The organism is Alteraurantiacibacter aestuarii (assembly GCF_039523595.1).
GTDB lineage: Bacteria > Pseudomonadota > Alphaproteobacteria > Sphingomonadales > Sphingomonadaceae > Alteraurantiacibacter > Alteraurantiacibacter aestuarii.
Genome location: NZ_BAAAFP010000003.1, coordinates 180,812 through 203,937, shown reverse-complemented (window position 1 = coordinate 203,937; position 23,126 = coordinate 180,812). Strand labels below are relative to the sequence as shown.

General features: G+C 62.8%; 25 protein-coding genes. 12 read left to right on the top strand and 13 right to left on the bottom strand.

Translation table 11 applies throughout. From position 1 onward, the window contains the following. Positions 1 to 53: 53 nt before the first annotated feature. Positions 54 to 1,325 (bottom strand): threonine ammonia-lyase, encoded by a 1,272-nt coding sequence (locus ABDZ98_RS14310; RefSeq protein WP_160591511.1) that lies wholly within the window; start codon positions 1,323 to 1,325, stop codon positions 54 to 56. Positions 1,326 to 1,426: 101 nt separating this feature from the next. Here ABDZ98_RS14310 and ABDZ98_RS14305 point away from each other — a divergent pair, with 101 nt between their 5' ends. The 3 genes from ABDZ98_RS14305 to ABDZ98_RS14295 all read left to right on the top strand — a co-directional run bounded on the left by ABDZ98_RS14305 (position 1,427) and on the right by ABDZ98_RS14295 (position 4,355). After that, on the top strand, positions 1,427 to 2,356 hold the full coding sequence (locus tag ABDZ98_RS14305; protein ID WP_160591509.1) for an NAD(P)-dependent oxidoreductase: 930 nt from the start codon (positions 1,427 to 1,429) through the stop codon (positions 2,354 to 2,356). Then, positions 2,353 to 4,002, top strand: coding sequence for an amidohydrolase (locus tag ABDZ98_RS14300; RefSeq protein ID WP_160591507.1), 1,650 nt, complete (start codon positions 2,353 to 2,355; stop codon positions 4,000 to 4,002). Before ABDZ98_RS14305 ends, ABDZ98_RS14300 begins: the two co-directional genes overlap by 4 nt. Before the next feature lie 131 nt (positions 4,003 to 4,133). Then, complete coding sequence (locus ABDZ98_RS14295; RefSeq protein ID WP_237437488.1) at positions 4,134 to 4,355, top strand: hypothetical protein; 222 nt, start codon at positions 4,134 to 4,136, stop codon at positions 4,353 to 4,355. 94 nt (positions 4,356 to 4,449) lie between these two features. Here the strand turns inward: ABDZ98_RS14295 and tatC are convergent, their stop codons facing one another. From tatC to ABDZ98_RS14250, 9 genes are all read right to left on the bottom strand, one after another. Beyond that, a complete protein-coding gene (gene tatC / locus ABDZ98_RS14290; protein ID WP_160591503.1) occupies positions 4,450 to 5,325 on the bottom strand; it encodes a twin-arginine translocase subunit TatC in 876 nt (291 codons plus the stop codon). 3 nt (positions 5,326 to 5,328) lie between these two features. After that, a complete protein-coding gene (gene tatB / locus ABDZ98_RS14285; protein ID WP_160591501.1) occupies positions 5,329 to 5,769 on the bottom strand; it encodes a Sec-independent protein translocase protein TatB in 441 nt (146 codons plus the stop codon). 25 nt (positions 5,770 to 5,794) lie between these two features. Continuing rightward, on the bottom strand, positions 5,795 to 6,025 hold the full coding sequence (tatA, locus tag ABDZ98_RS14280; protein ID WP_160591499.1) for a twin-arginine translocase TatA/TatE family subunit: 231 nt from the start codon (positions 6,023 to 6,025) through the stop codon (positions 5,795 to 5,797). Positions 6,026 to 6,114: 89 nt separating this feature from the next. Further along, positions 6,115 to 6,777, bottom strand: coding sequence for an SMC-Scp complex subunit ScpB (gene scpB, locus ABDZ98_RS14275; RefSeq protein WP_160591497.1), 663 nt, complete (start codon positions 6,775 to 6,777; stop codon positions 6,115 to 6,117). Then, positions 6,774 to 7,595, bottom strand: a complete 822-nt coding sequence (locus ABDZ98_RS14270; protein WP_160591495.1) for a segregation and condensation protein A — start codon at positions 7,593 to 7,595, stop codon at positions 6,774 to 6,776. Before ABDZ98_RS14270 ends, scpB begins: the two co-directional genes overlap by 4 nt. Next, positions 7,592 to 8,611 (bottom strand): beta-N-acetylhexosaminidase, encoded by a 1,020-nt coding sequence (gene nagZ, locus ABDZ98_RS14265; RefSeq protein WP_160591493.1) that lies wholly within the window; start codon positions 8,609 to 8,611, stop codon positions 7,592 to 7,594. Before nagZ ends, ABDZ98_RS14270 begins: the two co-directional genes overlap by 4 nt. An 83-nt stretch (positions 8,612 to 8,694) precedes the next feature. After that, positions 8,695 to 9,438, bottom strand: a complete 744-nt coding sequence (locus tag ABDZ98_RS14260) for an SPOR domain-containing protein (protein ID WP_237437487.1) — start codon at positions 9,436 to 9,438, stop codon at positions 8,695 to 8,697. Between the two features lies 1 nt (position 9,439). Next, a complete protein-coding gene (gene argS / locus ABDZ98_RS14255; protein ID WP_160591491.1) occupies positions 9,440 to 11,185 on the bottom strand; it encodes an arginine--tRNA ligase in 1,746 nt (581 codons plus the stop codon). Between the two features lie 59 nt (positions 11,186 to 11,244). Continuing rightward, the gene (locus ABDZ98_RS14250; RefSeq protein WP_160591489.1) at positions 11,245 to 11,895 is read right to left on the bottom strand and encodes a hypothetical protein; all 651 of its coding nucleotides are present in this window, start codon (positions 11,893 to 11,895) and stop codon (positions 11,245 to 11,247) included. A gap of 75 nt (positions 11,896 to 11,970) precedes the next feature. On the opposite strand from ABDZ98_RS14250, the gene ispH reads away from it, so the two are divergent. Genes ispH through rnhA form a run of 3 tightly spaced genes read left to right on the top strand, consistent with a single transcriptional unit; the run spans position 11,971 to position 14,391 of the window. Then, entirely contained in the window at positions 11,971 to 12,945 is a 975-nt protein-coding gene (ispH, locus tag ABDZ98_RS14245; RefSeq protein ID WP_160591487.1) for a 4-hydroxy-3-methylbut-2-enyl diphosphate reductase, read from the top strand. Between the two features lie 7 nt (positions 12,946 to 12,952). Next, positions 12,953 to 13,945, top strand: coding sequence for a homoserine kinase (locus ABDZ98_RS14240; protein ID WP_160591485.1), 993 nt, complete (start codon positions 12,953 to 12,955; stop codon positions 13,943 to 13,945). Then, positions 13,942 to 14,391 (top strand): ribonuclease HI, encoded by a 450-nt coding sequence (gene rnhA, locus ABDZ98_RS14235; RefSeq protein WP_160591483.1) that lies wholly within the window; start codon positions 13,942 to 13,944, stop codon positions 14,389 to 14,391. Before ABDZ98_RS14240 ends, rnhA begins: the two co-directional genes overlap by 4 nt. On the opposite strand, the gene ABDZ98_RS14230 is transcribed toward rnhA, so the two are convergent. The 3 genes from ABDZ98_RS14230 to ABDZ98_RS14220 are packed head-to-tail and all read right to left on the bottom strand — an operon-like array spanning position 14,388 to position 16,622. Further along, positions 14,388 to 14,564: a YegP family protein gene (locus ABDZ98_RS14230; RefSeq protein WP_160591481.1), complete on the bottom strand. Its 177-nt coding sequence runs from the start codon at positions 14,562 to 14,564 to the stop codon at positions 14,388 to 14,390. The genes rnhA and ABDZ98_RS14230 overlap by 4 nt on opposite strands. Positions 14,565 to 14,619: 55 nt before the next feature. Continuing rightward, complete coding sequence (locus tag ABDZ98_RS14225) at positions 14,620 to 15,717, bottom strand: NAD(P)/FAD-dependent oxidoreductase (protein WP_160591479.1); 1,098 nt, start codon at positions 15,715 to 15,717, stop codon at positions 14,620 to 14,622. Next, positions 15,714 to 16,622, bottom strand: a complete 909-nt coding sequence (locus ABDZ98_RS14220) for an alpha/beta fold hydrolase (RefSeq protein WP_160591477.1) — start codon at positions 16,620 to 16,622, stop codon at positions 15,714 to 15,716. The genes ABDZ98_RS14225 and ABDZ98_RS14220 overlap by 4 nt, the downstream gene beginning before the upstream one ends. Positions 16,623 to 16,776: 154 nt before the next feature. Between ABDZ98_RS14220 and ABDZ98_RS14215 the strand changes: the two genes are divergently transcribed. From ABDZ98_RS14215 to ABDZ98_RS14190, 6 genes are all read left to right on the top strand, one after another. After that, positions 16,777 to 17,268, top strand: a complete 492-nt coding sequence (locus ABDZ98_RS14215) for an A24 family peptidase (RefSeq protein ID WP_160591475.1) — start codon at positions 16,777 to 16,779, stop codon at positions 17,266 to 17,268. 74 nt (positions 17,269 to 17,342) lie between these two features. Further along, positions 17,343 to 18,446 carry a Flp pilus assembly protein CpaB gene (gene cpaB / locus ABDZ98_RS14210; protein WP_160591474.1) on the top strand — a complete coding sequence of 368 codons (1,104 nt, stop codon included), beginning with the start codon at positions 17,343 to 17,345 and terminating at the stop codon, positions 18,444 to 18,446. A gap of 71 nt (positions 18,447 to 18,517) precedes the next feature. Then, positions 18,518 to 20,095 (top strand): type II and III secretion system protein family protein, encoded by a 1,578-nt coding sequence (locus ABDZ98_RS14205; protein ID WP_160591472.1) that lies wholly within the window; start codon positions 18,518 to 18,520, stop codon positions 20,093 to 20,095. Positions 20,096 to 20,121: 26 nt separating this feature from the next. Further along, positions 20,122 to 20,754 carry a CpaD family pilus assembly protein gene (locus ABDZ98_RS14200; RefSeq protein WP_160591470.1) on the top strand — a complete coding sequence of 211 codons (633 nt, stop codon included), beginning with the start codon at positions 20,122 to 20,124 and terminating at the stop codon, positions 20,752 to 20,754. Positions 20,755 to 20,757: 3 nt separating this feature from the next. Next, the gene (locus tag ABDZ98_RS14195) at positions 20,758 to 22,056 is read left to right on the top strand and encodes a pilus assembly protein CpaE (RefSeq protein WP_160591468.1); all 1,299 of its coding nucleotides are present in this window, start codon (positions 20,758 to 20,760) and stop codon (positions 22,054 to 22,056) included. Between the two features lie 79 nt (positions 22,057 to 22,135). Then, positions 22,136 to 23,107 (top strand): type II secretion system F family protein, encoded by a 972-nt coding sequence (locus ABDZ98_RS14190; protein ID WP_160591466.1) that lies wholly within the window; start codon positions 22,136 to 22,138, stop codon positions 23,105 to 23,107. The last annotated feature ends 19 nt before the right edge of the window (positions 23,108 to 23,126 follow it).

Here is a 23,126-nt window from a genome sequence, read left to right as displayed (position 1 = left end):
GGGTTAATTTACACAATCTTTCCCGGATGCCCGGTCAGTCGCCCCGAAACGGGTCAGTTCAGTTCGACCTGGCTAACCGAATAGCCCTTTGCCCTGAGGCCGGAGATCAGCGCTTCGAGTTGCTCGCGGTCGCGCGCCTCGCATTCGATGTCTGTCACCAGCCCCTTGGCAGGAAGATTGGTGAAGATGCGCTGGTGGTAGATCTCCAGGATGTTCACATTGTGCTCGTTGAATTCGCGCATCACCTTGAACAGGGCGCCGGGGCGATCCTGCAGGGTGATCTGCAACCGCGCCAGACGGCCAGAGCGGGCCAGGTCGCGCAGCAGCACATTGGCCAGCAGGCGCGTATCGATATTGCCGCCGCACAGCACCAGACCAACCTTCTTGCCGGTAAAGCGCTCCTTGTGCGCCAGCACTGCGGCAAGGCCGGCTGCACCCGCGCCTTCAACCACGGTCTTTTCGATCTGCAACAGCAGGGCAACCGCCTCTTCCAGGTGCGGTTCTTCCACCAGCACGATATCATCCACCACCTTGTCGATGATCTGCGAGGTGAACTTGCCCGGCTCATGCACGGCAATGCCCTCGGCCAGCGTGTCCCCGCCGGACGGCAGATCGACATGCTTGAAGCGCGCATAGGCGGACGGATACAGGCGCGCCTGCACACCGATCACCTCTATCGGATGGCCCAGCTGCGCAGCCATGCTCTTGGCAACGGTGCCCATGCCCGAAATCAGCCCGCCGCCGCCGATAGGCACGACCAACGTCTCTATCTCTGGCGCATCGGCGAGCATTTCCAGTGCAACCGTGCCCTGACCCGCCGCCACATTGGGTTCATCAAAGGGATGTACGAAGGTCAGGCCCAGCTGCTTTTCCATGCTGCGGGCGTAGGCATAGGCCTCATCGAAAGTCTCACCCTCCAGCATGACCTTGCCGCCCACGCTTTCCGTCTGCATCACCTTTACCGTAGGCGTGGTGCGCGGCATCACGATGGTGACAGGCACGCCCAGGCGGGTGCCGTGATAGGACAGGCCCTGCGAGTGATTGCCCGCCGATGCCGCGATCACGCCGCGCTTGCGCTGTTCATCGGTCAGCAGCAGCAAGGCGTTGAGAGCCCCGCGCTCCTTATAGGCCGCGGTAAACTGCTGGTTTTCAAACTTCAGCCAGATATCGGCGCCGGTAATCCGCGACAGCGTCTTGCTGTACATGGTCGGCGTGTGCACGATGGCATCGCCAATCCGCGCCGCTGCGGCGTGGATCTCGGCAATGTCCAGTTTGGCGTCCAATATGGCTTCCTGAGTCTGGCCAGAGTTGTTGAGCGTGTTCATCTGGCGGGCCTATCCCAATTTTTGCCGCAAATGAAACCCCAAGCAGCGCATTGCACGTGCAAAGATTGCTTTGCGCGCATCAACAATGCAGTCAGGCCCGCATGAGCAAGACACATGAAATCGCCTTCCTTGGCCTTGGTGTGATGGGTGCCCCAATGGCGGGCCACCTCGCCCGCGCCGGTCACAAGGTCACCGTCTGGAACCGCACTGCCTCTCGCGCGCAGAGCTGGCTGGAGACATATCGCGCGCTGGGGCTGGACGTGGCTGTGGCCTCTTCTGCCGCGCAGGCAGCCGCCAGCGCGGACGTGGTCCTGTCGTGCCTCGGCAATGACCGGGATCTGGCGCAGGTGATGCTGGGCGATGCCGGTGCGCTGGCCGGTGCGCTGGCCGCCATGCGCGCGGGTGCGCTCTATATCGATCACACCACCGTCAGCCCGGCGATTGCCATGACCATCGCCGAAGAAGCGCAAGCGCGCGGAGTTCTGGCCGTGGATGCCCCCGTATCCGGCGGGCAGGCAGGAGCGGAAAACGGCAAGCTTGCGATCATGTGCGGCGGGTCCGATGCCGCAATGGCCAGGGCGGAACCGGTGATGCAGGCCTATGCCGCGCGCATCGTGCATATTGGCGATGCCGGCGCGGGACAGGGTGCAAAAGCCGTGAACCAGGTGTGCATCGCTGGCGTGCTGGCGGGCCTGTCTGAAGGCGTGCGGCTGGCGCAGGCCAGCGGGCTGGACATGGACAGGGTGCGGGAGGCCATTTCGGGCGGCGCCGCGCAAAGCTGGCAGATGGACAATCGCTGGGACACCATGGCCAAGGGTGAATTCGATTTCGGCTTTGCGATAGACTGGATGCGCAAGGATCTGGCCATCGCCCTGGCGCAGGCGAAGGACAGCGGCCTGTCGCTGCCGGTCACCGCGCTGGTGGACCAGTTCTATGCGCAGGTGCAGGCCGCTGGCGGTAACCGGCAGGATACCTCCGCACTGATCCGCCATCTGCCCGAAGGCCGTTTGCCTACAGGACCATCCGCATGATCGCCCGCCTGCTGGCCTGCGCGGCCCTGCTTCTGCCCCTCCCTGCATTCGCCACCACCCATTTCGACCATGCCGACGGTGCCTCCATCGGGCGCGACGGCACTATTGACCGCTTCACCGGCATGGTGGTGGATGACGATGGACGGATCGTGCAACTGCTCGACTTTGGCGATACGCCTGAAGGCGAGATCGACTATTATATCGACCTGGAAGGCCGCATCGTCCTGCCCGGCATGATCGACGCCCATGCCCATGTGATGGACCTTGGCCTTGCCAGCCTGACGCTGGACCTGTCCGCCACAAGCTCTGTGGACGAGGCATTGGCGCTGGTCGCCGAATATGTGCAGCGCTTCCCTAACCGCCCATGGATTGTCGGGCGCGGCTGGAACGAGGTGACATGGGGCCTTGGCCGTTTCCCAACCGCAGAGGAACTGGACAGCGTATCCGACCGGCCGATCGCGCTGGAACGGGCAGACGGCCACGCCGTGTGGGCCAACAGTGCGGCCCTGGCTGCCGCGGGCATCACCTCCCGCAGCGCCGATCCCGCAGGCGGGCGGATCATCCGCAAGCCCGGTTCGCGCGATCCTGCAGGCGTGCTGGTGGATAACGCCATGGGGCTGGTGCTGGATCAGGTTCCACCCCCGCGCGCTCAGGACCTGGACCTTGCCCTGCATGCGGCGCAGCAGGAACTGTTCTCTCGCGGTGTCACCGCCGCCGCCGATATGGGCACCACCATCGAGGACTGGATGACCTTCCGCCGCGCGGGCGATGCCGGGCGGCTGCAACTGCGCATCATGTCCTACGCCGCCAGCATTCCCGAAATGCTGCTGATCGGCGGCACCGGGCCAACGCTGTGGCTGTATCAGGATCGGCTGCGGCTGAACGGGGTCAAGCTGTGGCTGGATGGCGCACTGGGATCGCGCGGCGCCCTGCTGAAGCAGGATTATCAGGACGATCCCGGCAATCGCGGGCTCAACGTGATCGACGGCACCCAGCTGCGCAACATGATGAGCCGCGCGGCGATGAACGATTTTCAGGTCGCCATCCACGCCATTGGCGATGCCGCCAATCTGGAAGCGCTCTATGCCATCGATGAACTCTCGGCGGATTTCACCGGAGACAGGCGCTGGCGCATCGAACATGCGCAGATTGTCGATTCGGCGGATATCCCGCTGTTCGGCCAGCACGGCATCATCGCCAGCATGCAGCCCGTGCACCAGACTTCCGACCGGCTGATGGCCGAGGCGCGGCTGGGGCCGGACCGGCTGCACGGCGCCTATGCCTGGCGATCGATTGCCGCCACCGGCGCACCGCTGGCATTCGGGTCCGATGCACCGGTGGAAGTGCCCGATCCGTTTGAAGGTCTGGCGGTCGCCATCAGCCGCACCGATGCCAGCGGACAGCCATTCGGTGGGTGGATGCCAGAGGAGACGATCAGCCGCGAAAAAGCCCTCGCCGCCTACACTGCGGGCGCGGCCTATGCCGGTTTTGCCGATGGACGATTCGGGTCGCTGGCGGTGGGCGAACGTGCGGACTTTCTGGTGCTGGATGGCGATCCGCTGCTCTCCGGTCCGGACCAGATTCGCGCGATCACCGTTTTGGAGACATGGATCGCCGGGGAAAGAGTGTATTCATCCGAGGATTAAGTGTGCCAATAGGGGCAAGCACGGGTTGACCTTAAATGTTTGGCAAGCCATTTAGAATTATCTAGCCAATACAATGAGTATCTGTTAGTCACGAATTGAATTTAGCAATTGGAAAGGTCCACCAAATCATGATGACCAAGAAGATCGTCGTTGCCCTGGCAGCCACCAGCCTGCTGGCCACCCCGGTTCTGGCTCAGAGCGTGAATGCACTCCGCGCGCCTGCTCCTGTGCAGGATAGCGAAGAAGTTGAGGGCGGCTCCGGCATCATCCTGGTAATTCTTGCTGCTGCGGCCGTGATTGCCGGCATCATCATTGCCGCAGACGGCAGTGAGAACCTCCCCACCAGCCCGTAAGGCGCTGTGGATCACGGAATTCAAAGCGGGGCCTGCGGGCCCCGTTTTTATGTGTCCTGAAAACTGGCTGACCGGAAAAACCCGGACGCAAAAATCAGCTCTCGCTGGTTTTGGTTTCGCTGGTGAGATCGTCGGCGGGCGTTTCTGTGCCGGTCAGCTCTGTGCTGGCAGCTTGTGTACCTGAAGCCTCTGCCTTTTCGCGCTCCTGCTCCTTCTTCTGCTTGCGCTCGCTCAGCAGCATCAGCAGCAGCGAGCCTTCGAACAGCAGCAACAGGGGTATCGCCAGCAACAATTGCGATATCGCATCGGGCGGGGTGATGATCGCCGCCAGCGCGAATACCGCCACCACAACATAGCGCCTGCCCTTGCTCAGCTGATCACGGCTGACGATCCCGGCGCGGTTGAGCAGCATCAGCAGCACCGGCAGCAGGAAACTTATGCCAAAGGCCAGGATGAAGCGCATCACCAGGTCGAGATACTCGCCCATGCTGGGTAGCGCAGTCTGTTCCAGTCCGCCTGCCGTCCCTTCAAAACCGAGGAACCATTCGAAGGCGGTGGGCATCACCACGAAATAAGCCAGGCTGGCCCCCATGGTGAACAGGATCGGCGTGGCCAGAATGAACGGCAGGAAAGCCTTTTTCTCGCGCGCATAAAGGCCCGGCGCAACGAACGCCCACAGCTGGTTGGCGATGATCGGGAAGCTGATGAAGAAGGCGGCAAACAGCGCCACCTTGATCTCGACGAAGAACGCTTCGTACAGCTTGGTATAGATCAGCTGGCCTTCGCCTTCGGGGAAGGCCATCGTCAGCGGGCGCACCAGGAAGCCGAAGATATCGTCTGCAAAATACAGGCACACGGCAAAGGCCACCACCAGCGCGAACACCGCGCGGACCAGCCTTTTGCGCAGTTCGATCAGGTGATCGATCAATGGCGCTTGTGAATCATCCAGATCCTTGAGCTTGAAAGCCATGACTCAGTCCGCCTTCTTCGCATCATCGGCAACTGGCGATGGCGGTGCCACCCGGGCCTCGGCAGAGCTGGCTTGCGGGGAAGCGGCATCGGCTGGCGCATCAGCTTTCGGGGCAGTTTCAGGACCGGAAAGGGCTGGCGGCACTGGCGCTGCATCGCCCTTGGCGGGCGGAAAGGCTCCGGTTGGCTCCATCTCGGTAGGTCCGCCTTCGGGATACTGGCGCATGATCTTTTCGTTCTGCGCCTTCCACTTCTTCTCCATGTCTTCCATTTCCGCCTCGCGGATCATGGCATCCAGACCGGAGCGGAAGTGGCCCGACATGCGCCGCATCTTGCCGATCCAGCGGCCCGCAGCGCGCAAGGCGGTGGGCATGTCCTTGGGGCCGATGACAAGGATCGCCACGACCACGATTACCAATAGCTCTTCTGCGCCGATATCGAACATGCCTGACGGCGCCTAAAACTGGAGTTTAATTGGTGGTCTTGTCCGCCGGAGCGCTTTCAGGCGTCTCGGCTGGCTTGGCCTCGTTCGCCAGCTTGGCCGGCTCTGGCCGCGCTGCCGATTCATCGCTCATGCCCTGGCGGAAGCTTTTCACGCCCTTGCCGAAATCGCCCATCATCTCCGAAATCCGGCCACGGCCGAACAGGACGAGGATCACCACGGCTATGATGATAAGCTGGACTGGTCCGATACTACCCACTGGTACTCTCCGAAAAATCGATAGAGCGTAATCTAGGCGCTTTCACCAGGCTTTGCCAGCATCTCTGCACCGCGATCAAAAATGACCACCTAATTCTCATCCGGCCCAACCTCGTCTGGCCCAACCTCGTCTGGCCCGTCCTCTACGGCAGTGTCATCCTGTTCAGATGTGTCAGGCCCCGTGTCTGCCGTCTTCTGTTCCATCAGGTCCTCAAACGCATCATCGACCGGATCGAGCAGGCCGGCAGCCTTCAGCTCGTCAATTCCGGGCAGGTCGCGGCGGCTGGAAAGGCCGAAATGCGAGAGGAAATCAGGCGTAGTGGCATAGATCACCGGGCGGCCGGGAACCTCCCGCCTGCCCGCCGCGCGCACCCAGCCTGCCTCCATCAGCACGTCCAGCGTGCCCGCGCTGGTCTGCACCCCGCGAATCGCCTCAATCTCCGCGCGGCTGACCGGCTCGTGATAGGCGATGATCGCCAGCACTTCGGTGGCCGCCCGGCTCAGGCGGCGGAGCTGCTCCTTCTCGCGCCGCAGCAAATGGGCCAGATCGGGCGCAGTCTGGAACTGCCAGCGCTTGCCGCGTTCCACCAGCTTGATCCCGCGCGGGGCATAATGCGCCTCCAGCTCACGCAAGGCATCGCGCACATCCGCGCCTTCGAGATGGGCGGAAATCTGCTCCGCGCTCATCGGTTCTTCGGCGGCGAACAGGGTCGCCTCCACCGCCCGCACCAGATCGTCCACCGGCTGGTTCACGCGCTGACCCTGCGCAGGTGGAGCGGGCCGAAAATCTCTTCCTGGCGAATTTCCGCCTTGCCCATGCGCGCCAGTTCCAGCGCGGCAACGAAGCTGGAAGCCAGCGCCGATTTTTGCAGGCGCGGATCATCGCCGCCCTTGTCCGTCCGCTTGGGCAGAAAGGCGCGAATCTCCATCCAGTCCAGCGTCACACCCAGCATTGCCGAAACACGGTCGAGCGCCGAATCGAGCGTCATCACCGGGCGTTCGCGCACCATGTGGACCACCGTTTCCGTGCGCAGCTTGACCTGCCCATAGGCGTGCACCAGCTGATACCAGTCACACTGCCAGGCATTCTTGCGCAGGACCTTGAGCCCTTCGGGCGCGCCACGCGCAAACACATCGCGGCCCAGCCGGTCACGGCCCATCAGCCGGCCCGCCGCCTCACGCATTGCGCCAAGACGCTGCAACCGCAATTGCAGCTTCAGCGCCAGCTCTTCGGGAGAGGGATCTTCCTGCTCGTCACGCGGCAAAAGCAGCGATGATTTGAGGTATGCCAGCCAGGCCGCCATCACCAGATAATCGGCCGCAATCTCCAGCTTCAGCGCCTCTGCCCGCTCAATATAGACGATATACTGATCGACCAGAGACAGGATCGAGATACTCTTGAGATCGACCTTCTGCCGCCGCGCCAGATCCAGCAGCAGGTCCAGCGGGCCTTCCCAGCCGTCCAGCTCCAGATAGAGCGCGACATCGGAATCAGTGGGGGCAGCAGGCCCTTCCCATTCGGTGCCTGCGCCAGCTTCCGCAGCATCGAACAACAGGCCGTCCGCCGTCATGCCGCAGCCCTCGTCAGGTCCAGCAGGCTGTCACGCCGCGCCATCAGTTCAGCACGCGGGGCGGACTGAAGCGATGCTGCGGGATATGCCAGCGCTGCGTCCAGCCGCTTTGCCGCCGCCTCTCCCAACACAGGCACGGCCTCGCAAATGCCGACCATGTCGTCCATTTTCGCCCAGCAATTGAGCACGATATCGCAGCCCGCCGCTATCGCCTTTGCGGACCGTTCGGGAATGGTCCCGTCGAGCGCCTGCATGTCGATATCATCGGTCAGCAACAGGCCGGAAAAGCCGATATCGCGGCGAATGACATCGGCAATGATGCGGCTGGACAATGTAGCCGGATTGTCCGCATCCCATGCCTGATACAGCACATGGGCGGACATGCCGATCGGTGCATCGTGCAAGGTGCGGAAGGGGGCAATGTCGCGTTCCAGCTCCGCTTCGCTGGCGCTGACCACCGGCAATTCCTTGTGGCTATCGGCGCAGGCGCGCCCGTGGCCGGGCATGTGCTTGATGCAGCCGGTCACCCCGGCGCGCGCCAGCCCGTCCAGCACGGCGCGGCCCAGCGCGGCCACCTGCCTGGGCTCACTTCCCAGCGCGCGATCGCCGATCACATCATGCGCGCCTTCCACCCGCACATCCAGCAGCGGAGCGTAGTCCACGGTAATGCCCACTTCGGCCAGATCCTGACCCAGCAACTGCGCATTGGCGCGCGCGGCCTCTATCGCGCTGGCGGGAGCCAGGTCCCACAGGCTGGCAAAGCTCCAGCCCGGCGGATAGGCATCCCACACCGGCGCTTTCATGCGCGCCACGCGGCCACCTTCCTGATCTATCGAAATCAGCTGGCGATCACGCCCGTGGATGGCGCGCAGATCGTCCGTCAGCGCGCGGAGCTGGTCCCGGTCCTGCACATTGCGGCCAAACAAGATGTAGCCCGCCGGATCGCAATCGCGGAAAAAACTGCGTTCGTCATCGGTCAGGACAAGACCGGAAAGGCCGAAAATGGCTGGTACCATGCAGGCAGATTCGCACGAAAGCGCCGCTGCGGGCAAGTTAATACAAGCCCGTGCATGTGGAAATGAATCGGTGGAAAAACGCCCTAGCGCTTGACCTGGCAATCGCCCCCGGAGCTGCGGATCGCGCGGCACAGCGTGTCTGCGGCTGCGGCATTGCTGGCGACGGCCTGCAGGCGGTAAATCGTCCCGCTATCGGCAGCGCCTTCCACAATCCGGTAATCCACGCCTTGCAGGACAGAGAAGCGAGTGCGCAGCTGCGCCCAGCCATTTTGCGCTGCGGCGCGGCTGGAGAATGCCCCGACCTGTACGCCAACACCGGTGGTGGTAGCGGCAGCAGGTTCGGAATCCGACGCATCGTCTGCGGACGCATTATTGCCGGCCTGATCGATGTCTATCGAAGGCGCAGGAGCAGTATCGGCCAGTCGGCCCTCAGTCACCTGTCCTTCACCCACGCCATAGCTGACATCGCCCGTGCCTGCGACTTCAGAGCCGCCGGGATCTTCGGGACGTTCCTTATAGGGTTCATCGGGCGCAGAGATCGTGCTGCCATCGGCAGACATCTCGTTGTCTGACTGGTCACGCAGGAAAAACCATGCCGTGAACACGATCGCCGCGACGGCCAGCAATCCCAGCAGGGCAAACAGGATCAGGCGGGTGTTGAAGCCTTCTTCCTCATACTCTTCATCGGATTCGAGCCAGGGCAGGCGCTCTCCATCATCGGCCAGCACCAGCTGTTCCTCGGCCTGGAGAACATCGTCATTACCCTGATCGTTGGCACCAGAATCGGTGGCTTCGCCTTCATCCTGATCGTCGCCCGGCCACATCATCCTACAGCTCCTCGACGGCCTCTACCCCCAACAGGGAAAGCCCATTGCGCAAGACCTGCCCGATTTGGACGCAGAGGAAAAGCCTTGCAGCAGACAGCTGGGGATTTTGTGCCACGATGATCCGCTTTTGCGCATCGTCATTCCCCAGATTCCAGTAGGCGTGAAAGGCTGCCGCCATTTCATACAGATAGAAGGCGATGCGGTGCGGTTCGCGGGCCTTGGCGGCCGCTTCCACTTCACGCGGGAACTGGGCGGCCTGCTTGATCAGCGTCATCTCGTCTTCGCCCAGCAAGGCCAGGTCGGCATCGGACGGGGCAATGCCCTGCTCCGCCGCCTTGCGCAGGATAGAGCTGATCCGCGCATGGGCATACTGGACATAGAACACCGGATTGTCCTTGCTCGCTTCCACCACCTTGGCGAAATCGAAATCCATCTGCGCTTCGGGCTTGCGGGTCAGCATGGTGAAACGCACCACGTCCTTGCCCACTTCCTCCACCATCTCGGCGATGGTGACGAAATTGCCTGACCGCTTGGACATCTTCACCGGCTCACCGCCGCGCAGCAGCTGGACCATCTGCACCAGCTTCACGTCGAAGGGGATGGGTTTGCCCTGCCCTTCTGACAGCGCCGCCACCGCAGCCTTGATCCGCTTGACCGTACCGGCATGGTCCGCGCCCCAGATATCGATCAGCTCATCGGCATGCTCGGCCTTTTGCATGTGATAGGCCAGGTCAGCGCCGAAATAGGTCCACTTGCCGTCAGACTTGCGGATCGGGCGATCCTGGTCGTCGCCGAACTTGGTGGAGCGGAACAACGGCAGCTCGATCGGCTCCCAATCCTCGATCACCTTGCCCTTGGGCTGTTCCAGCACGCCGTCATAGACCAGATCGTGTGAGCGCAGCCAAGCCTCGGCCTCGGCCGGCTTGCCGGCAATCTGCAACGCCGCCTCGGATGAGAATACATCATGCCTGATGCCCAGCAGCGCCAGGTCGGAGCGGATCATGTTCATCATTTCGGTAACCGCCTGCGCGCGGAAGATGGGCAGCCATTCCTCCTCCGGCTCATCCACGAACCGGTCACCCAGCTCGCTCGCCAGCGCTTCGCCGACCGGCTTTAGATAGTCGCCGGGGTAAAGCCCCTCGGGGATTTCGCCGATATCGTGGCCCAGCGCTTCCTTGTACCGCAAGAAGGCAGAGCGGGCGAGAACGTCCACCTGACCGCCCGCATCGTTGACGTAATATTCGCGGGTCACGTCATATCCGGCGAATTGCAGCAGGGTCGCCAGCGCATCGCCCACCACCGCGCCGCGGCAGTGGCCCATGTGCATGGGACCGGTGGGATTGGCGGATACATATTCCACGTTCACCCGGCGGCCCTTGCCAAACTCGGAGCGGCCATAGTGATCGCCCATTGCGGCAATCGCAGCCACTTCGGACAGCCAGTTGGCCGGCGCAAGACGCAGGTTGATGAAGCCGGGGCCGGCAATCTCGGCGCTGTCGACCAGCGGATCGGCGGCAAACTTTGCCACGATCTTATCCGCCAGTGCGCGCGGATTGGTGCCCGCCTGCTTGGCCAGCACCATCGCGGCATTGGTGGACAGGTCCCCGTGCGACGCATCGCGCGGAGGCTCCACGCTGACATTGCCGCGCGGTGTGCCCTGCGGCAGGACGCCTTCGCTCTCCAGCGCGGACAGCACTGCATCGATCCGGGCCGCATAGGCGGCATAGAGTGTTTGTATGTCTGACATGGGCGCGCCGTTAGCCTGTTTGAGGCCAGCGGGGAAGCAGCAGTAGCAGCGGCAGGCGTCTAACGCGTGACGTTATAGGCCAGCTGGTCCTCGCTCAGCTGGAAACCCACCAGCAGTTCGAAGTTGGCACGGGCCAGTGCGGCGCGGATATCCGGCTCCGTCAAAGGATCGACCGCGGCATCATTATCGCCCGCACGGCGCGGACGCGTGATGCGCTGGCGGATGTCTGGCGGAAGCGTTGCCTCTGCCCGGTTGACCACTGCGCCTGCGGTGCCCATCGCACTGGCGCGGGCCTGGCCATCGGCAAAGTTCAGCGTGACCGTGCCAACGCGCTTGGCGACAACCGAGCTGCCACCGCGAACCACGCTGCTGAAATAGGGGAGTTCCACCGACCGCGCACCCGATGTGTTGCGGCGCATGGCCTGCACTTCGAATGTGGCGCTGGAAAAGACCTCATCACCCGAATCATCGCAATTGCTGCGCACATTGGTGATCGTTGCGGTCACGTCCATGGCATCGGCAGTAACCGATCCGGCAGGCGAGAAGAGCGTGATGTCGCCGGTAAATTCGGGAATGCCCACGGCGGGACAGACCGAGCGCAGGGCGGTGATGCCCACGCCTTGCTGGACGACGATATCGCCTGTGGTCTTGCATCCAGCCAGTGCCGCTGCGGCAAGACCAGCAGCGATCAATGCATTACGTCTTTTCATCCCTGGTCCTTGTCCTTCATCTGATGCAGCCCCTACCCCTTTCACTGCGGGGCGACAACCGCTAGGGCGCAGGATATGAACGCCCCCTTTCCCGAAACGCATGGCAGCGCGCAAAAGCTGCCCCTCAAGGTGCTGATTGCTGCTCCGCGCGGCTTCTGCGCCGGTGTCGACCGCGCCATCGAAATCGTCGAGCGTGCGCTCGATCGATATGGCGCGCCCGTCTATGTCCGCCACGAGATTGTCCACAACCGCTATGTGGTGGATGCGTTGCGCGCAAAGGGCGCAATTTTCGTGGAGGAACTGGACGAGGTGCCCGAAGGCGTGCCGGTGGTTTTCAGCGCCCACGGCGTGCCCAAATCGGTTCCGGCAGAGGCGGAGCGGCGGCAGATGATCTATGTCGATGCCACCTGCCCGCTGGTGTCCAAGGTGCACCGCCAGGCCGAACGTCAGATAGAAGCTGGACGGCACATCCTGTTCATCGGCCACAAGGGCCATCCCGAAGTGATCGGAACATTCGGCCAGGTGGCCGAGGGTGAGATGACGCTGGTGGAAACCGTGGACGATGTCGACCGGCTCGAATTCCCCGAGGGGCAGGAACTGTCCTTCCTCACACAGACCACACTGTCTGTGGATGATACGGCCGATATCATCGCCGCGCTCAAGATTCGCTATCCGCAGATCGTGGCGCCCAAGGCGGAAGACATCTGCTATGCCACATCAAACCGCCAGGCGGCGGTCAAGGACGTGGCGCCCGAGGCAGATCTGGTGCTGGTTATCGGCGCGCCCAACTCCTCCAATTCGCTGCGGCTGGTGGAAGTGGCCGAGCGCTGCGGCACGCCTGCCCGGCTGATTGAACGCGCGACCGAGATTGATGAAAGCTGGCTTGAAGGCGTGGCAACCATCGGCATTTCCGCCGGGGCCTCTGCCCCGGAACTGCTGGTGCGCGAAGTTGTCGACCGCCTGTCGCAGTGGCGCGCGGTGGAAGAACGCACGATCATCTCCGCCGAGGAGAAGATGGTTTTCAAGCTGCCCCGGCAATTGATGGAATAGGTGCGGCGTGGCCGTTTATACGCATCTGTCGGCAGATGACCTGTCCAGCCTGATCGCGCATTACGATGTTGGCGAACTGGTCAGTGCCAAGGGCATTGCCGAGGGCGTGTCCAATTCCAACTGGCTGATCGAGACGACCGGCAGCGACGCCGCCCGCAAGAATGGTGGGGGCGCGCGCTACATTCTGACCATGTATGAATTCCGCATCGAAATGCGCGACCTGCCGTTCTTCCTGGGACTGCTGGACCTGCTGGCGGACAAGGGTTGCCCGGTGCCGCGCACGATTCATGACCGGGACGGCGCATCGTGGCGCAAGATTGGTGACAAGGCCGTGGCGCTGATAGAATTCCTGCCCGGCGTTTCCATTGACCGGCCCCAGCCCGAACAGGCCCGGTCCGTGGGCAAGGCGCTGGCGGAGATTCACCTTGCCGCAGCGGATTATGACAGCCGCCGCAATGAAATGGGCCTGGCATCGTGGCAGGAACTGACCGACCAGTGCGGCCCCGAAGGCCTGGCGCAGATCGATCCCGCCCTGCCCGCCATCGTCAAGGATGCACTGGCCTATCTGACCGCGAACTGGCCCGCCGGATTGCCGCAGGGCGTGTGCCATGCCGATCTGTTCCCCGATAACGTGCTGATGCTGGGCGACCGGGTGAGCGGGCTGATAGACTTCTATTTCGCCTGCACCGATTTCTTCGCCTATGATCTGGCCGTGACCCACGCCGCGTGGTGCTTTGCCGATCACGGTCGCACGTTCCGGCCGGAAATCTCCACCGCGCTGATGGCGGGTTATGAAAGCGTGCGTCCCCTGAGCGAGGCCGAGCGCGCCGCATTGCCCATTCTGGCACGCGGTGCGGCAATGCGCTTTATCGCCACGCGCGCCTATGATTGGCTCAACACTCCGGCCGATGCGCTGGTGACGAGAAAGGACCCGATGGACTTCGCCCGCCGCCTGCAATTCTATGCAGAGCAGGGCGCGAAGGCTTTTGCAGGCGTATGAAAAAAGTCGATATCTTCACCGATGGCGCCTGCAAGGGCAATCCCGGCCCCGGCGGCTGGGGCGTGCTGCTGCGCATGGGCAGCCACGAAAAGGAAATGTCCGGCGGGGAGGACGATACCACCAACAACCGGATGGAGATGACCGCCGTCATCCGCGGCCTTCACGCGCTGATCGAACCGTGCGAAGTCACCATCCATTCGGACAGCAAATATGTCATCGACGGGATGACCAAGTGGATCAAGGGATGGCAGAAGAACGGCTGGATCAATGCCAGCAAGAAGCCGGTGCGCAATGCCGATCTGTGGCATGATCTGATTGAGGCTGTGCGTCCGCACAAGGTGACCTGGCAATGGGTCAAGGGCCACAACGGCCACGTAGAAAACGAAAGGGTCGACCGCCTCGCCAGCGATGCTGCGGACGAAGCGGTCAACAGACCTTCAGCTTAGCTGTTGTCTTCGGTGGGTGCGTCCGGGCCGTTCTTCTTGATCGAAGCGATGGCGTTCTCGGCACTCGACTTGCTTGAGTAGCCTTCGGTCGAGAACATGACCTCCGAATTATACTTGAAGCGCACGCGGAACTCGCCTGCCTTGTCCTTATAAATCTCAAACTTGTGAGCCAAAGCTTCTCTCCTCTTGAACGATTCGCGACAAGCCTAACGATTGTGTGACAATTGGCTAGCCAAAGCGCGCAGGGCTGTAATCTGCCGCTTGAATGCCCTTGGTCATGTCATCGCGCGGCAGGTCCAGCAGCAGCTGCGCGGCAAGGCGCGCGGCGGCAGGCGCAGTCTGGATGCCGAACCCGCCCTGCCCGGCAAACCAGAACAGGCCATCGCAGCGCGGATCGTGGCCATAGACGGGCCGCCGGTCGGGCGCGAAACTGCGCAGGCCCGCCCATTTGCGCTCCAGCGCTTCGATTTTCCAGCCCACCACGTGCTCGAACCGGTCGATCGCCACAGCAATATCCATCTCCTCCGGCGCGGCATCGCACGGCTGGCTGGGCGTTTCGTCATGCGGGCTGAGCCACAGGCGGCCGTTCTCCGGCTTGAAATAGAAGGTTCCGTTGATGTCCAGCACCAGCGGCATGTCCGCAGCGGGCGCAGGGGCCACGCGCAATTGTGCCACCGTGCGGCGATAAGGCGTTATGCCCAACGCCTGCGCCCCGGCCATCTGCGCCAGCGGATCCGCCCAGGCACCCGCGGCATTGACCAGAATGTCTGCATGCACAGTGATCCCGCCGTGAAACTGCAGCAGCCAGCCATCGCCATTCCTCTGGGCAGAGACCAGCCGGTGCCGGTTGCGCACCGCCACGCCGCCTGATCTGGCCTGCCCCAGATAATGCTGATGCAGCGCGCCCACATCGATATCGGCACAATGCGGCTCACTGATCGCCTGCGTCCAGCCGGGCAGGATGCCGGGAACCTGCCGCTCGATCTCGTCCCGCCGGACCGTTTCTATCGATACGCCCGTTCCGGCAAAGCTGCTGGCAAAGTCCTGCAAAGCCGCCTCGTCCTGATCGCGCGCAATATACAAGGCCCCGCGCTGGTGCAGGAAGCCGCCTTCGCGCAGCCATGTGCCGGATGCCAGTGTGAGCGGAACGATGGAGGGGCCGCCATAGCACTCCTCCCAGAAGGCAGCGGAGCGTCCGGTGGCGTGATAGCCGGGAAACTCCTCCGCCTCTGCCAGCAGCACACGGGCATGGGGCGCCAGCTCCGCCGCCAGGCTCGCCCCTGCCATTCCGGCGCCGATCACGGCAATATCGAAGTGTTCGTTCAAACCGGGGCGAGCCTGTTCAGGAAATCGTCCAATTGTGCAAGCGCCCGGTTGCGCACCGGGTCTGCCTCGCGCAGGATTTCATGTGCCGCTTCCGGACCGAATTCCACCAGCCGGGCATGGGGAAGGCGGCGCGCTGCACGGCGAATGGCGCGCGGGCTGACCAGCTTGTCACCCTTTACCGCAAGGATCAGCACCGGCGTTGCAACCGCCTCCAGCATGCCGGGCCTGTTGAGCAGGCTGATCGATCGCAGCGCGCTGGCCACCCAGCTCCAGCTGCCCGGACCCATCACCAGCTGGGGCCGGTGATCTCGCCACCACAGTTCATCCGCATAGCGCGCATCGTCATGGGTCAGCAGCCGCTGGCGAAAACGCGGGACTTCGCCGGGCTTCTCGCTCCATTTCCACGCCGGACGGCGCGAATCGCCCAGCCACATCTGCACTCGGGCCACGCCGCGTTGCAGCCAGACGGGCAGAAACTGGGGCTGCACACCCAGCATTGGCGCGATCATGACCAGCCCATCGCAGTGCGGCTGCAAAGTTTTTTCAGCCAGAGTGCGCAGCACCAGATGGCCGCCCATCGAATGGCCGGCCAGCACCAGCGCCCCCTCGCGCCCCTTTGCCCAGTCGCTCCAGAATGCGGCCAAATCAGCCGTCCAGATGCCGAAATCATCGATATGGCCGGTCACCGCATCGGCGCCCAGACGGCCCGAACCGGCCTGTCCGCGCCAGTCGGCAGCGCTTACCCGCCAGCCCAAGAGGCGCAGGTTTTCAAACGTTTCCAGATACTTCTCATAAAAATCGCCGCGTCCGGGCATGAACAGTATCGATCCGCGCACCGGCACGTGATCATCGGGCGGGGGAAAATCGATCCAGCGGATTTCATGCCCGTCAGGCGCGCGCCACATGGCCTCGCTGGCACCGGGCGGAATGGCCCTGCGGTCAAACTCTGCCGCCGGGAACTTTCCGCTTTGACTAATACCAGCCTCCTGCCCGTGGTTACTATTTGGTAAGTGATCGCCGCTAGCACACGAAATCCAAGGGGAACCTGAGGGACTTTCGATGCTAGACGATCCGATCAAGTACGGTTTGCTTGCCGCATTGGCAATCGGGCTGCTGGTAGCAGCCTTCACCGATATCACGCAGCGCAAGATCGCCAATTGGCTCAACGCAGCCATTGCTCTTGGCGCGCCGGTTTACTGGTGGGCCAGCGGCATGTCGCTGTGGCCAGACATCGCCATCCAGCTCGGCATCGCGGTGGCGACCTTCCTGGTACTCTCTGTGGTGTTTGCCCTGCGCGCCATGGGCGGCGGAGATGTGAAATTGCTGACCGCGATGGCGCTGTGGATCGCACCGGTCCACTTCCTGAAATTCCTCATCATGATGGCGCTGATCGGCGGCGTGCTGACGATCGTGGTCGCCGGATGGCACATCATGCGCCGCGAGCGTGACAAGATCGCAATTCCCTATGGCGTGGCCATCGCCTCTGCCGGGCTGTGGATCATCATCGCATTCTATCTTCCCGTTTCCACGCTGGGCGGCGTGGCGGGGTGAACCTCATTTTAACCAATTACGACCTATGCGGTGAAATCCAATCCGCAAGGTTCACGAAGGGGGCTTGAAGCACCATGGACAAGAAGAAGCTCATTTTGCTGCTGGGAGCGCTGATCATAGCGATCGGTACCGCTCTTGCTGCCCGGAGCATGTTTGCCGGCGCCGCCGCACCAGAGGTGGAAGCCGCCCCCGTTGAACCGCAGGGACCCAAGGTCCTGGTCGCCAAGCGCGGCCTGCCGGTCGGCACGATCATCACTGCGGATGCCATCGGCTTCCAGCTGTGGCCGCAGGAACTGGTTCAGGATGCCTACTTCATCGACGGTGAAGCCAATATGGAACTGCTGATGGGCACCGTTGTGCGCCATGCCATTACCGCTGGCGAGCCGGTGACACAGGGTTCGCTGGTCGCTCCTGGCGATCGCGGCTTCCTTGCTGCGGCGCTTGGGCCGGGCATGCGTGCCGTGACCGTACCTGTTTCCGCCCGCACGGGTGTTGGCGGCTTCGTCTTCCCGGGTGACCGCGTTGACCTGGTGCTGACCCAGACCATCCAGGGTGAAGACAGCCAGGGGCTGCAGACGTCGGAAACTATCTTGCAGAACCTGCGCGTTCTGGCGACCGATCAGTCCACCGAAACCACCACCACCGAAGACGGCCGCACCGTGGTCCGCGCCTTCCGCACGGTCACTCTGGAAGTGACCCCGCGCATCGGTGAGAAGGTTGCCGTGGCGCAGACCATCGGCACACTCAGCCTGTCGCTGCGCTCGATCGCGGACAACCAGTCCGAACTCGACCGCGCGATTGCTTCGGGTGATATCGAAGTGCCGGCCAATGCCTCGCAAGAGGAAGAGGACCTGTTCCTTCGCCAGGCGGTTTCCCGCCCGCGTGATGGAGCCACCACCTATGTGACCGGCGGCGATGTGTCGCGCTTCCAGCGCCGCACCATGCCGTCGACCAGCAGCAATACCGCGCAACCCACCATGACAGTCAACGCTCCTCCTGCGGCTGCCGGCTTCAACGGAGTGGCACGTCCCAGCGGGCCGACGGTCAATGTGACCCGCGGCAAGGCCACCACCGTTGAATCCGTGGACCGCGGCGCCGGTGCGATCCTCGATCGCCAGGCCCAGGCCATGGGTGCAGGCGGCGATACGGCCAGACTCGGCCCGTCGAGCCTGCGGTGATCACCATGACAACCATCAACACACCTCGCCAATCCGCTCATTCAACCGGATGCAATTCTAGGGGCAAATCAATGCAGAGCCGCCTTTTCAAGACCGTGCTGACCGCCGCATGTGCGATCGCACCTCTGGCCGCCGCGCCCGTGGGCACGGCACACGCCCAGGCCGTTGTCAGCCCGGCGCAGGATATCGTCCTGTCGATCGGCCGCGGCGAGCTGGTGACCGTACCGGGCAATATGGCCGATATCTTTGTCGCCAACGAAACGGTGGCCGATGTCCAGGTCAAGTCGCAGCGCCAGCTGTTCGTGTTTGGCCTGGCCGGCGGAGAGACCACCATCTACGCCAGCAATGCCAACGGAGACATCATCTGGTCTGCCAATGTCCGGGTCGGCTCCAACATCGATTCAATCGATCAGATGCTGGCTCTGGCCATGCCCGAAGCGCAGATCTCGGTCGCGACGATGGGTTCCAACACCGTGCTGCTGACCGGCACTGTGGCTGCTCCTGAAGATGCTGCCGAGGCCGAGCGCCTGGTGTCCGCATTCGTGGGCGAGGGTGCCAATGTCATTTCGCGCCTGCGCATGGCGACACCGCTGCAGGTCAACCTGCGCGTCCGCTTCGCTGAAGTCAGCCGTTCGCTGGTGCGCGCAATCGGTGCCAATCTGACCACGGTCGATGGCACTGGCGGCTTCCAGTTCGGCGTTGGCCAGGGTCGCGGCGCGGTTTCGCAGTTCGTGCCTTCCTATATCGATCCGGTAACCGGCCTGCGCGTGCCAATGGGCCCGGTCGCGGTTGGTGCCGCGCTTGATGGTGAAGGCTATAATATCGTTGACCAGATTACCCCTGGTACCACGCTTGGCGCCTTTGGCCGACTGCTGGGAATGGATATCGGCGCCGCGCTCGACCTTGCCGAACGCGAAGGCCTGGTGACCACGCTTTCACAGCCCAACCTGACAGCGCTCTCGGGCGAGTCGGCGGAATTCCTCGCCGGCGGTGAATTCCCGATCCCGCTGAGCCAGGGCCTGGGCACGACCACGGTCGAATACAAGAAATATGGCGTCAGCCTGGCCTATTCGCCCACCGTGCTTTCCAACGGCCGCATCTCGCTGCGTGTCCGCCCGGAAGTGTCCGAGCTTTCCAGCCAGGGCGCAGTGACGCTGAACGGCTTCCAGATCCCCGCGCTGACCATTCGCCGCGCGGAAACGACGATCGAACTCGGCTCCGGCCAGAGCTTCATGATCGCCGGACTGCTCAGCAACAATGCCCAGAACACGATCGACCGCGCCCCCGGCGCAGGCGAGATTCCGATCCTGGGCAATCTGTTCCGCTCCACCGAGTTCCGCCGCGGCGAAACCGAGCTGGTGATCGTGGTGACGCCGTATCTGGTCGAACCTGTGAGCGACCGCGAAATCGTGCTGCCGACAGATGGCTTCCATGCCCCGACGGCGGCCGAGCAGTTCCTGCTCAATCGCGAGCACAATGGTGTGAGCGGGGAAACCCGCCCGATGCCCAGCGCAATCGAAAGCGCACCGGCGGGTCCGGGCCTGAGCGTGACCGACCAGTCCGGTCAGCCGCTGGCTGATGGCGCGGCTCCGTCCGGTTCCAGTGAACAAAGCGCCGAGGCAGCAGCCCCCGGCTTCAGCCTGAATTGAGAGAGGTGATCGCAATGACCATTCACATGAAACGCAGTGCCGCTGTGGCCATCGCTCTCTCGCTCGGCATGGGCCTGGGCGCATGTACCACCCCTTCGCCGGCCAATTCGTCGCTCAACAGCGTCAACCAGCCGGTCGTCCAGCGCTCCAACTTCACGCTCGACCTGATGGCCAGCAGCAGCGGCCTGACCGTGCCCGAACAGTCCCGTCTGGCAGACTGGTTTGAAGCTATGGAGCTTGGCTATGGCGATCGCGTCTCGATCGACGATCCGCTCGCCAGCGATGCCGTTCGCGAGGATGTGGCCGCAATCGCCAGCCGCCAGGGCATTCTCGTCAGCGAAGGTGCACCTGTCACGGTCGGCTATGTCGATCCCGGCAATGTGCGCGTGGTTGTAACGCGATCGACCGCTTCTGTGCCCAATTGCCCCAACTGGTCGGGCAATGCCAACGGCAATCTGGGCAACAATACCTCGCCCAATTTCGGCTGTTCGGTGAACAGCAACCTGGCCGCGATGATCGCCGATCCCGAGCACCTGCTCAACGGGGCAGCGGGCACCGGCGACACGGTTGTGATGAGTTCGACCAAGGCCATCGCAGCATACCGCGACAGCACGCCTACGGGCGGTGAACTGCCCACAGTTTCCAGCACGGGGAATTAAGCGATGAATGCTCCTTTCAAATCCGGCCCTTCGGGCAACCGCGATCCCTTTGCCGCCTTTATCTGTGATGAAAGCGCGCTGGATGTCCTGCGTCCGGTCATCATCGAGATGGGCTGGCAGCCGGAGAAGTGCAACAAGGGCGGCCTGCGCAATGCGGTGCAATCTCTGTCGATCTCCGCCAGCCCGGCCATCCTGATGGTCGATCTGTCGGAAAGCGGCGATCCGCTCAACGATATCAACGCGCTGGCCGAAGTGTGCGAGCCAGGCACGGTGGTGATTGCCATCGGCCAGGTCAATGACGTGCGCCTGTACCGCGATCTGCTGTCCAGCGGCATTCACGATTACCTGCTCAAGCCGCTTTCGGCCTCGCAGCTGCGTGATGCGCTGACCCAGGCGCAGGCGGTGTTCTCTGCCCCGCGCAATACCGAACACGACGGCGAAAAGAAGCACATCGCCACTGCCGTGGTCGGCACGCGCGGCGGTGTGGGCGCATCGACAATCGCGACGTCCATCGCCTGGCTGTTTTCGACCGAGCATGAACGCTCGACCGCGCTGCTCGACCTCGATGTCCATTTTGGCACAGGCGCGCTGACGCTCGATCTGGAGCCGGGCCGCGGCCTGACCGACGCGATCGAAAATCCCAGCCGCATCGACGGGCTGTTCATCGAACGCGCCATGATCCGCGCCAATGATCGCCTGGCGATCATGTCCGCCGAAGCACCAATCAATTCGCCGCTGATGACCGATGGATCGGCCTTCATCCAGCTGGAGGAGGAATTCCGCTCTGCGTTCGACATGACGGTGATCGACATGCCGCGCAACATGCTGATCAACTTCCCCCACCTGCTGACCGATGTGAACGTGGTGACGCTGGTTACCGAGATGACGCTCGCCTCCGCGCGTGACACCATTCGCATCCTGTCGTGGCTCAAGTCCAATGCGCCCACGGCGCAGCCGATGATCGTGTGCAACAAGGTGCATCAGGGCGCGAGCGAGATCAGCAAGGCCGATTTCGAGGCTTCGATCGAACGCAAGATCAACTTCACGATCCCGTTCGAACAGAAGGCCGCAATCAACGCCGCCAAGCTGGGCCAGACCTTTGCCGAAGCCAACCGCTCGGCAAAATCCGCCGCTGTCATGCACGATGTGGCCAATGCCATCATCGGCGCGGGCAGTGACGAGGGGGCGAGCCTGGAACAATCGAGCAAGAGCGGCACCTCGTTGCTGGGCAAGTTCGATCTCAAGGCAATGCTGTCCAAGAAGAAAGAGCCGGAAACCGCTGGCGCGGCCCAATCGGCATAATGAACCGAGTCCGGGCGAGGCGGCCTTTCGGGGCCGCCAGACCCGCCATGTGCAACAGTCAACTTAGCGAAGGCGAGACATGAGCATCTTACAGCTTCTGCTGGTGGGGGTTGGCCTTATGGGACTGATGGTCCTGGGCTATACCATGCTGGCAGGTCCAAACGCCGCCAAGGCAAGTCAGCGCAGGCTGGAAGCCGTTCGCTATCGCCATTCCGAAAGCACCAAGGACAAGGTCGAATCGCAGCTGAAAAAGGCCATCGCGGCGCGCAAGCCGAAGATGCACAAGGCCGCTGGTTCCTCCTCACGCGGGGAAGCCCTGTCGCTGCGGATCGATCGCACCGGCATGCGCTGGACGGTGGCACAATATCTCTATGGTTCGCTGGGTCTGGGTCTGGTGGTTACCGCGCTGCTGTATCTGCAGACCGGTGCCGCACTGCTGGCAATGGGTGTTGGCGTCATGGTTGGCGCCGGCCTGCCCCACATGGTGGTCAAATTCATGATCAAGCGCCGGACCAACGGCTTCAACAGCAAGTTTCCCGATGCCATCGAATTGCTGGTGCGCGGCCTCAGGTCGGGCCTGCCGGTGGCAGAAACGCTGAGCGTGGTCGCGAGCGAGGTTCCCGGCCCGGTCGGATCGGAATTCCGCAGCGTGGTGGAACGCATGAAGATCGGCCGCACGATGGAAGATGCGCTGCAGGAAACCGCCAACAAGCTCGGCACTGCCGAGTTCCAGTTCTTCGTCATTACCCTGGCCATTCAGCGCGAGACGGGCGGCAATCTGGCTGAAACGCTGTCCAACCTGGCAGAAGTTCTGCGCAAGCGCAGTCAGATGAAGCTGAAGATCAAGGCCATGAGCTCTGAATCAAAGGCTTCTGCCTATATCGTGGGCTCCCTGCCCTTCATCGTGTTCGGGATGATCTACTGGATCAATCCTGAATATCTGGCCGGCTTCTTTTCCGATGACCGCCTGATCGTGACCGGTCTTGGCGGAATGGTATGGATGGCTATCGGCGGCTTCATCATGGCCAAGATGGTCAGCTTCGAAGTTTGAGCAAGAAAGGCTGATTGAA

Coding starts and splice junctions, on each gene's coding strand:
- ABDZ98_RS14300 (WP_160591507.1), top strand. CDS start 2,353: ATGATCGCCCGCCTGCTGGCCTGCGCGGCCCTGCTTCTGCCCCTCCCT.
- tatC (WP_160591503.1), bottom strand. CDS start 5,325: ATGGCTTTCAAGCTCAAGGATCTGGATGATTCACAAGCGCCATTGATC.
- ABDZ98_RS14215 (WP_160591475.1), top strand. CDS start 16,777: ATGCTAGACGATCCGATCAAGTACGGTTTGCTTGCCGCATTGGCAATC.
- ABDZ98_RS14270 (WP_160591495.1), bottom strand. CDS start 7,595: ATGACGGCGGACGGCCTGTTGTTCGATGCTGCGGAAGCTGGCGCAGGC.
- tatB (WP_160591501.1), bottom strand. CDS start 5,769: ATGTTCGATATCGGCGCAGAAGAGCTATTGGTAATCGTGGTCGTGGCG.
- ispH (WP_160591487.1), top strand. CDS start 11,971: ATGAACGCCCCCTTTCCCGAAACGCATGGCAGCGCGCAAAAGCTGCCC.
- ABDZ98_RS14305 (WP_160591509.1), top strand. CDS start 1,427: ATGAGCAAGACACATGAAATCGCCTTCCTTGGCCTTGGTGTGATGGGT.
- cpaB (WP_160591474.1), top strand. CDS start 17,343: ATGGACAAGAAGAAGCTCATTTTGCTGCTGGGAGCGCTGATCATAGCG.
- argS (WP_160591491.1), bottom strand. CDS start 11,185: ATGTCAGACATACAAACACTCTATGCCGCCTATGCGGCCCGGATCGAT.
- ABDZ98_RS14260 (WP_237437487.1), bottom strand. CDS start 9,438: ATGATGTGGCCGGGCGACGATCAGGATGAAGGCGAAGCCACCGATTCT.
- ABDZ98_RS14220 (WP_160591477.1), bottom strand. CDS start 16,622: ATGTGGCGCGCGCCTGACGGGCATGAAATCCGCTGGATCGATTTTCCC.
- ABDZ98_RS14295 (WP_237437488.1), top strand. CDS start 4,134: ATGACCAAGAAGATCGTCGTTGCCCTGGCAGCCACCAGCCTGCTGGCC.
- ABDZ98_RS14250 (WP_160591489.1), bottom strand. CDS start 11,895: ATGAAAAGACGTAATGCATTGATCGCTGCTGGTCTTGCCGCAGCGGCA.
- rnhA (WP_160591483.1), top strand. CDS start 13,942: ATGAAAAAAGTCGATATCTTCACCGATGGCGCCTGCAAGGGCAATCCC.
- nagZ (WP_160591493.1), bottom strand. CDS start 8,611: ATGGTACCAGCCATTTTCGGCCTTTCCGGTCTTGTCCTGACCGATGAC.
- ABDZ98_RS14205 (WP_160591472.1), top strand. CDS start 18,518: ATGCAGAGCCGCCTTTTCAAGACCGTGCTGACCGCCGCATGTGCGATC.
- ABDZ98_RS14200 (WP_160591470.1), top strand. CDS start 20,122: ATGAAACGCAGTGCCGCTGTGGCCATCGCTCTCTCGCTCGGCATGGGC.
- ABDZ98_RS14190 (WP_160591466.1), top strand. CDS start 22,136: ATGAGCATCTTACAGCTTCTGCTGGTGGGGGTTGGCCTTATGGGACTG.
- ABDZ98_RS14195 (WP_160591468.1), top strand. CDS start 20,758: ATGAATGCTCCTTTCAAATCCGGCCCTTCGGGCAACCGCGATCCCTTT.
- ABDZ98_RS14310 (WP_160591511.1), bottom strand. CDS start 1,325: ATGAACACGCTCAACAACTCTGGCCAGACTCAGGAAGCCATATTGGAC.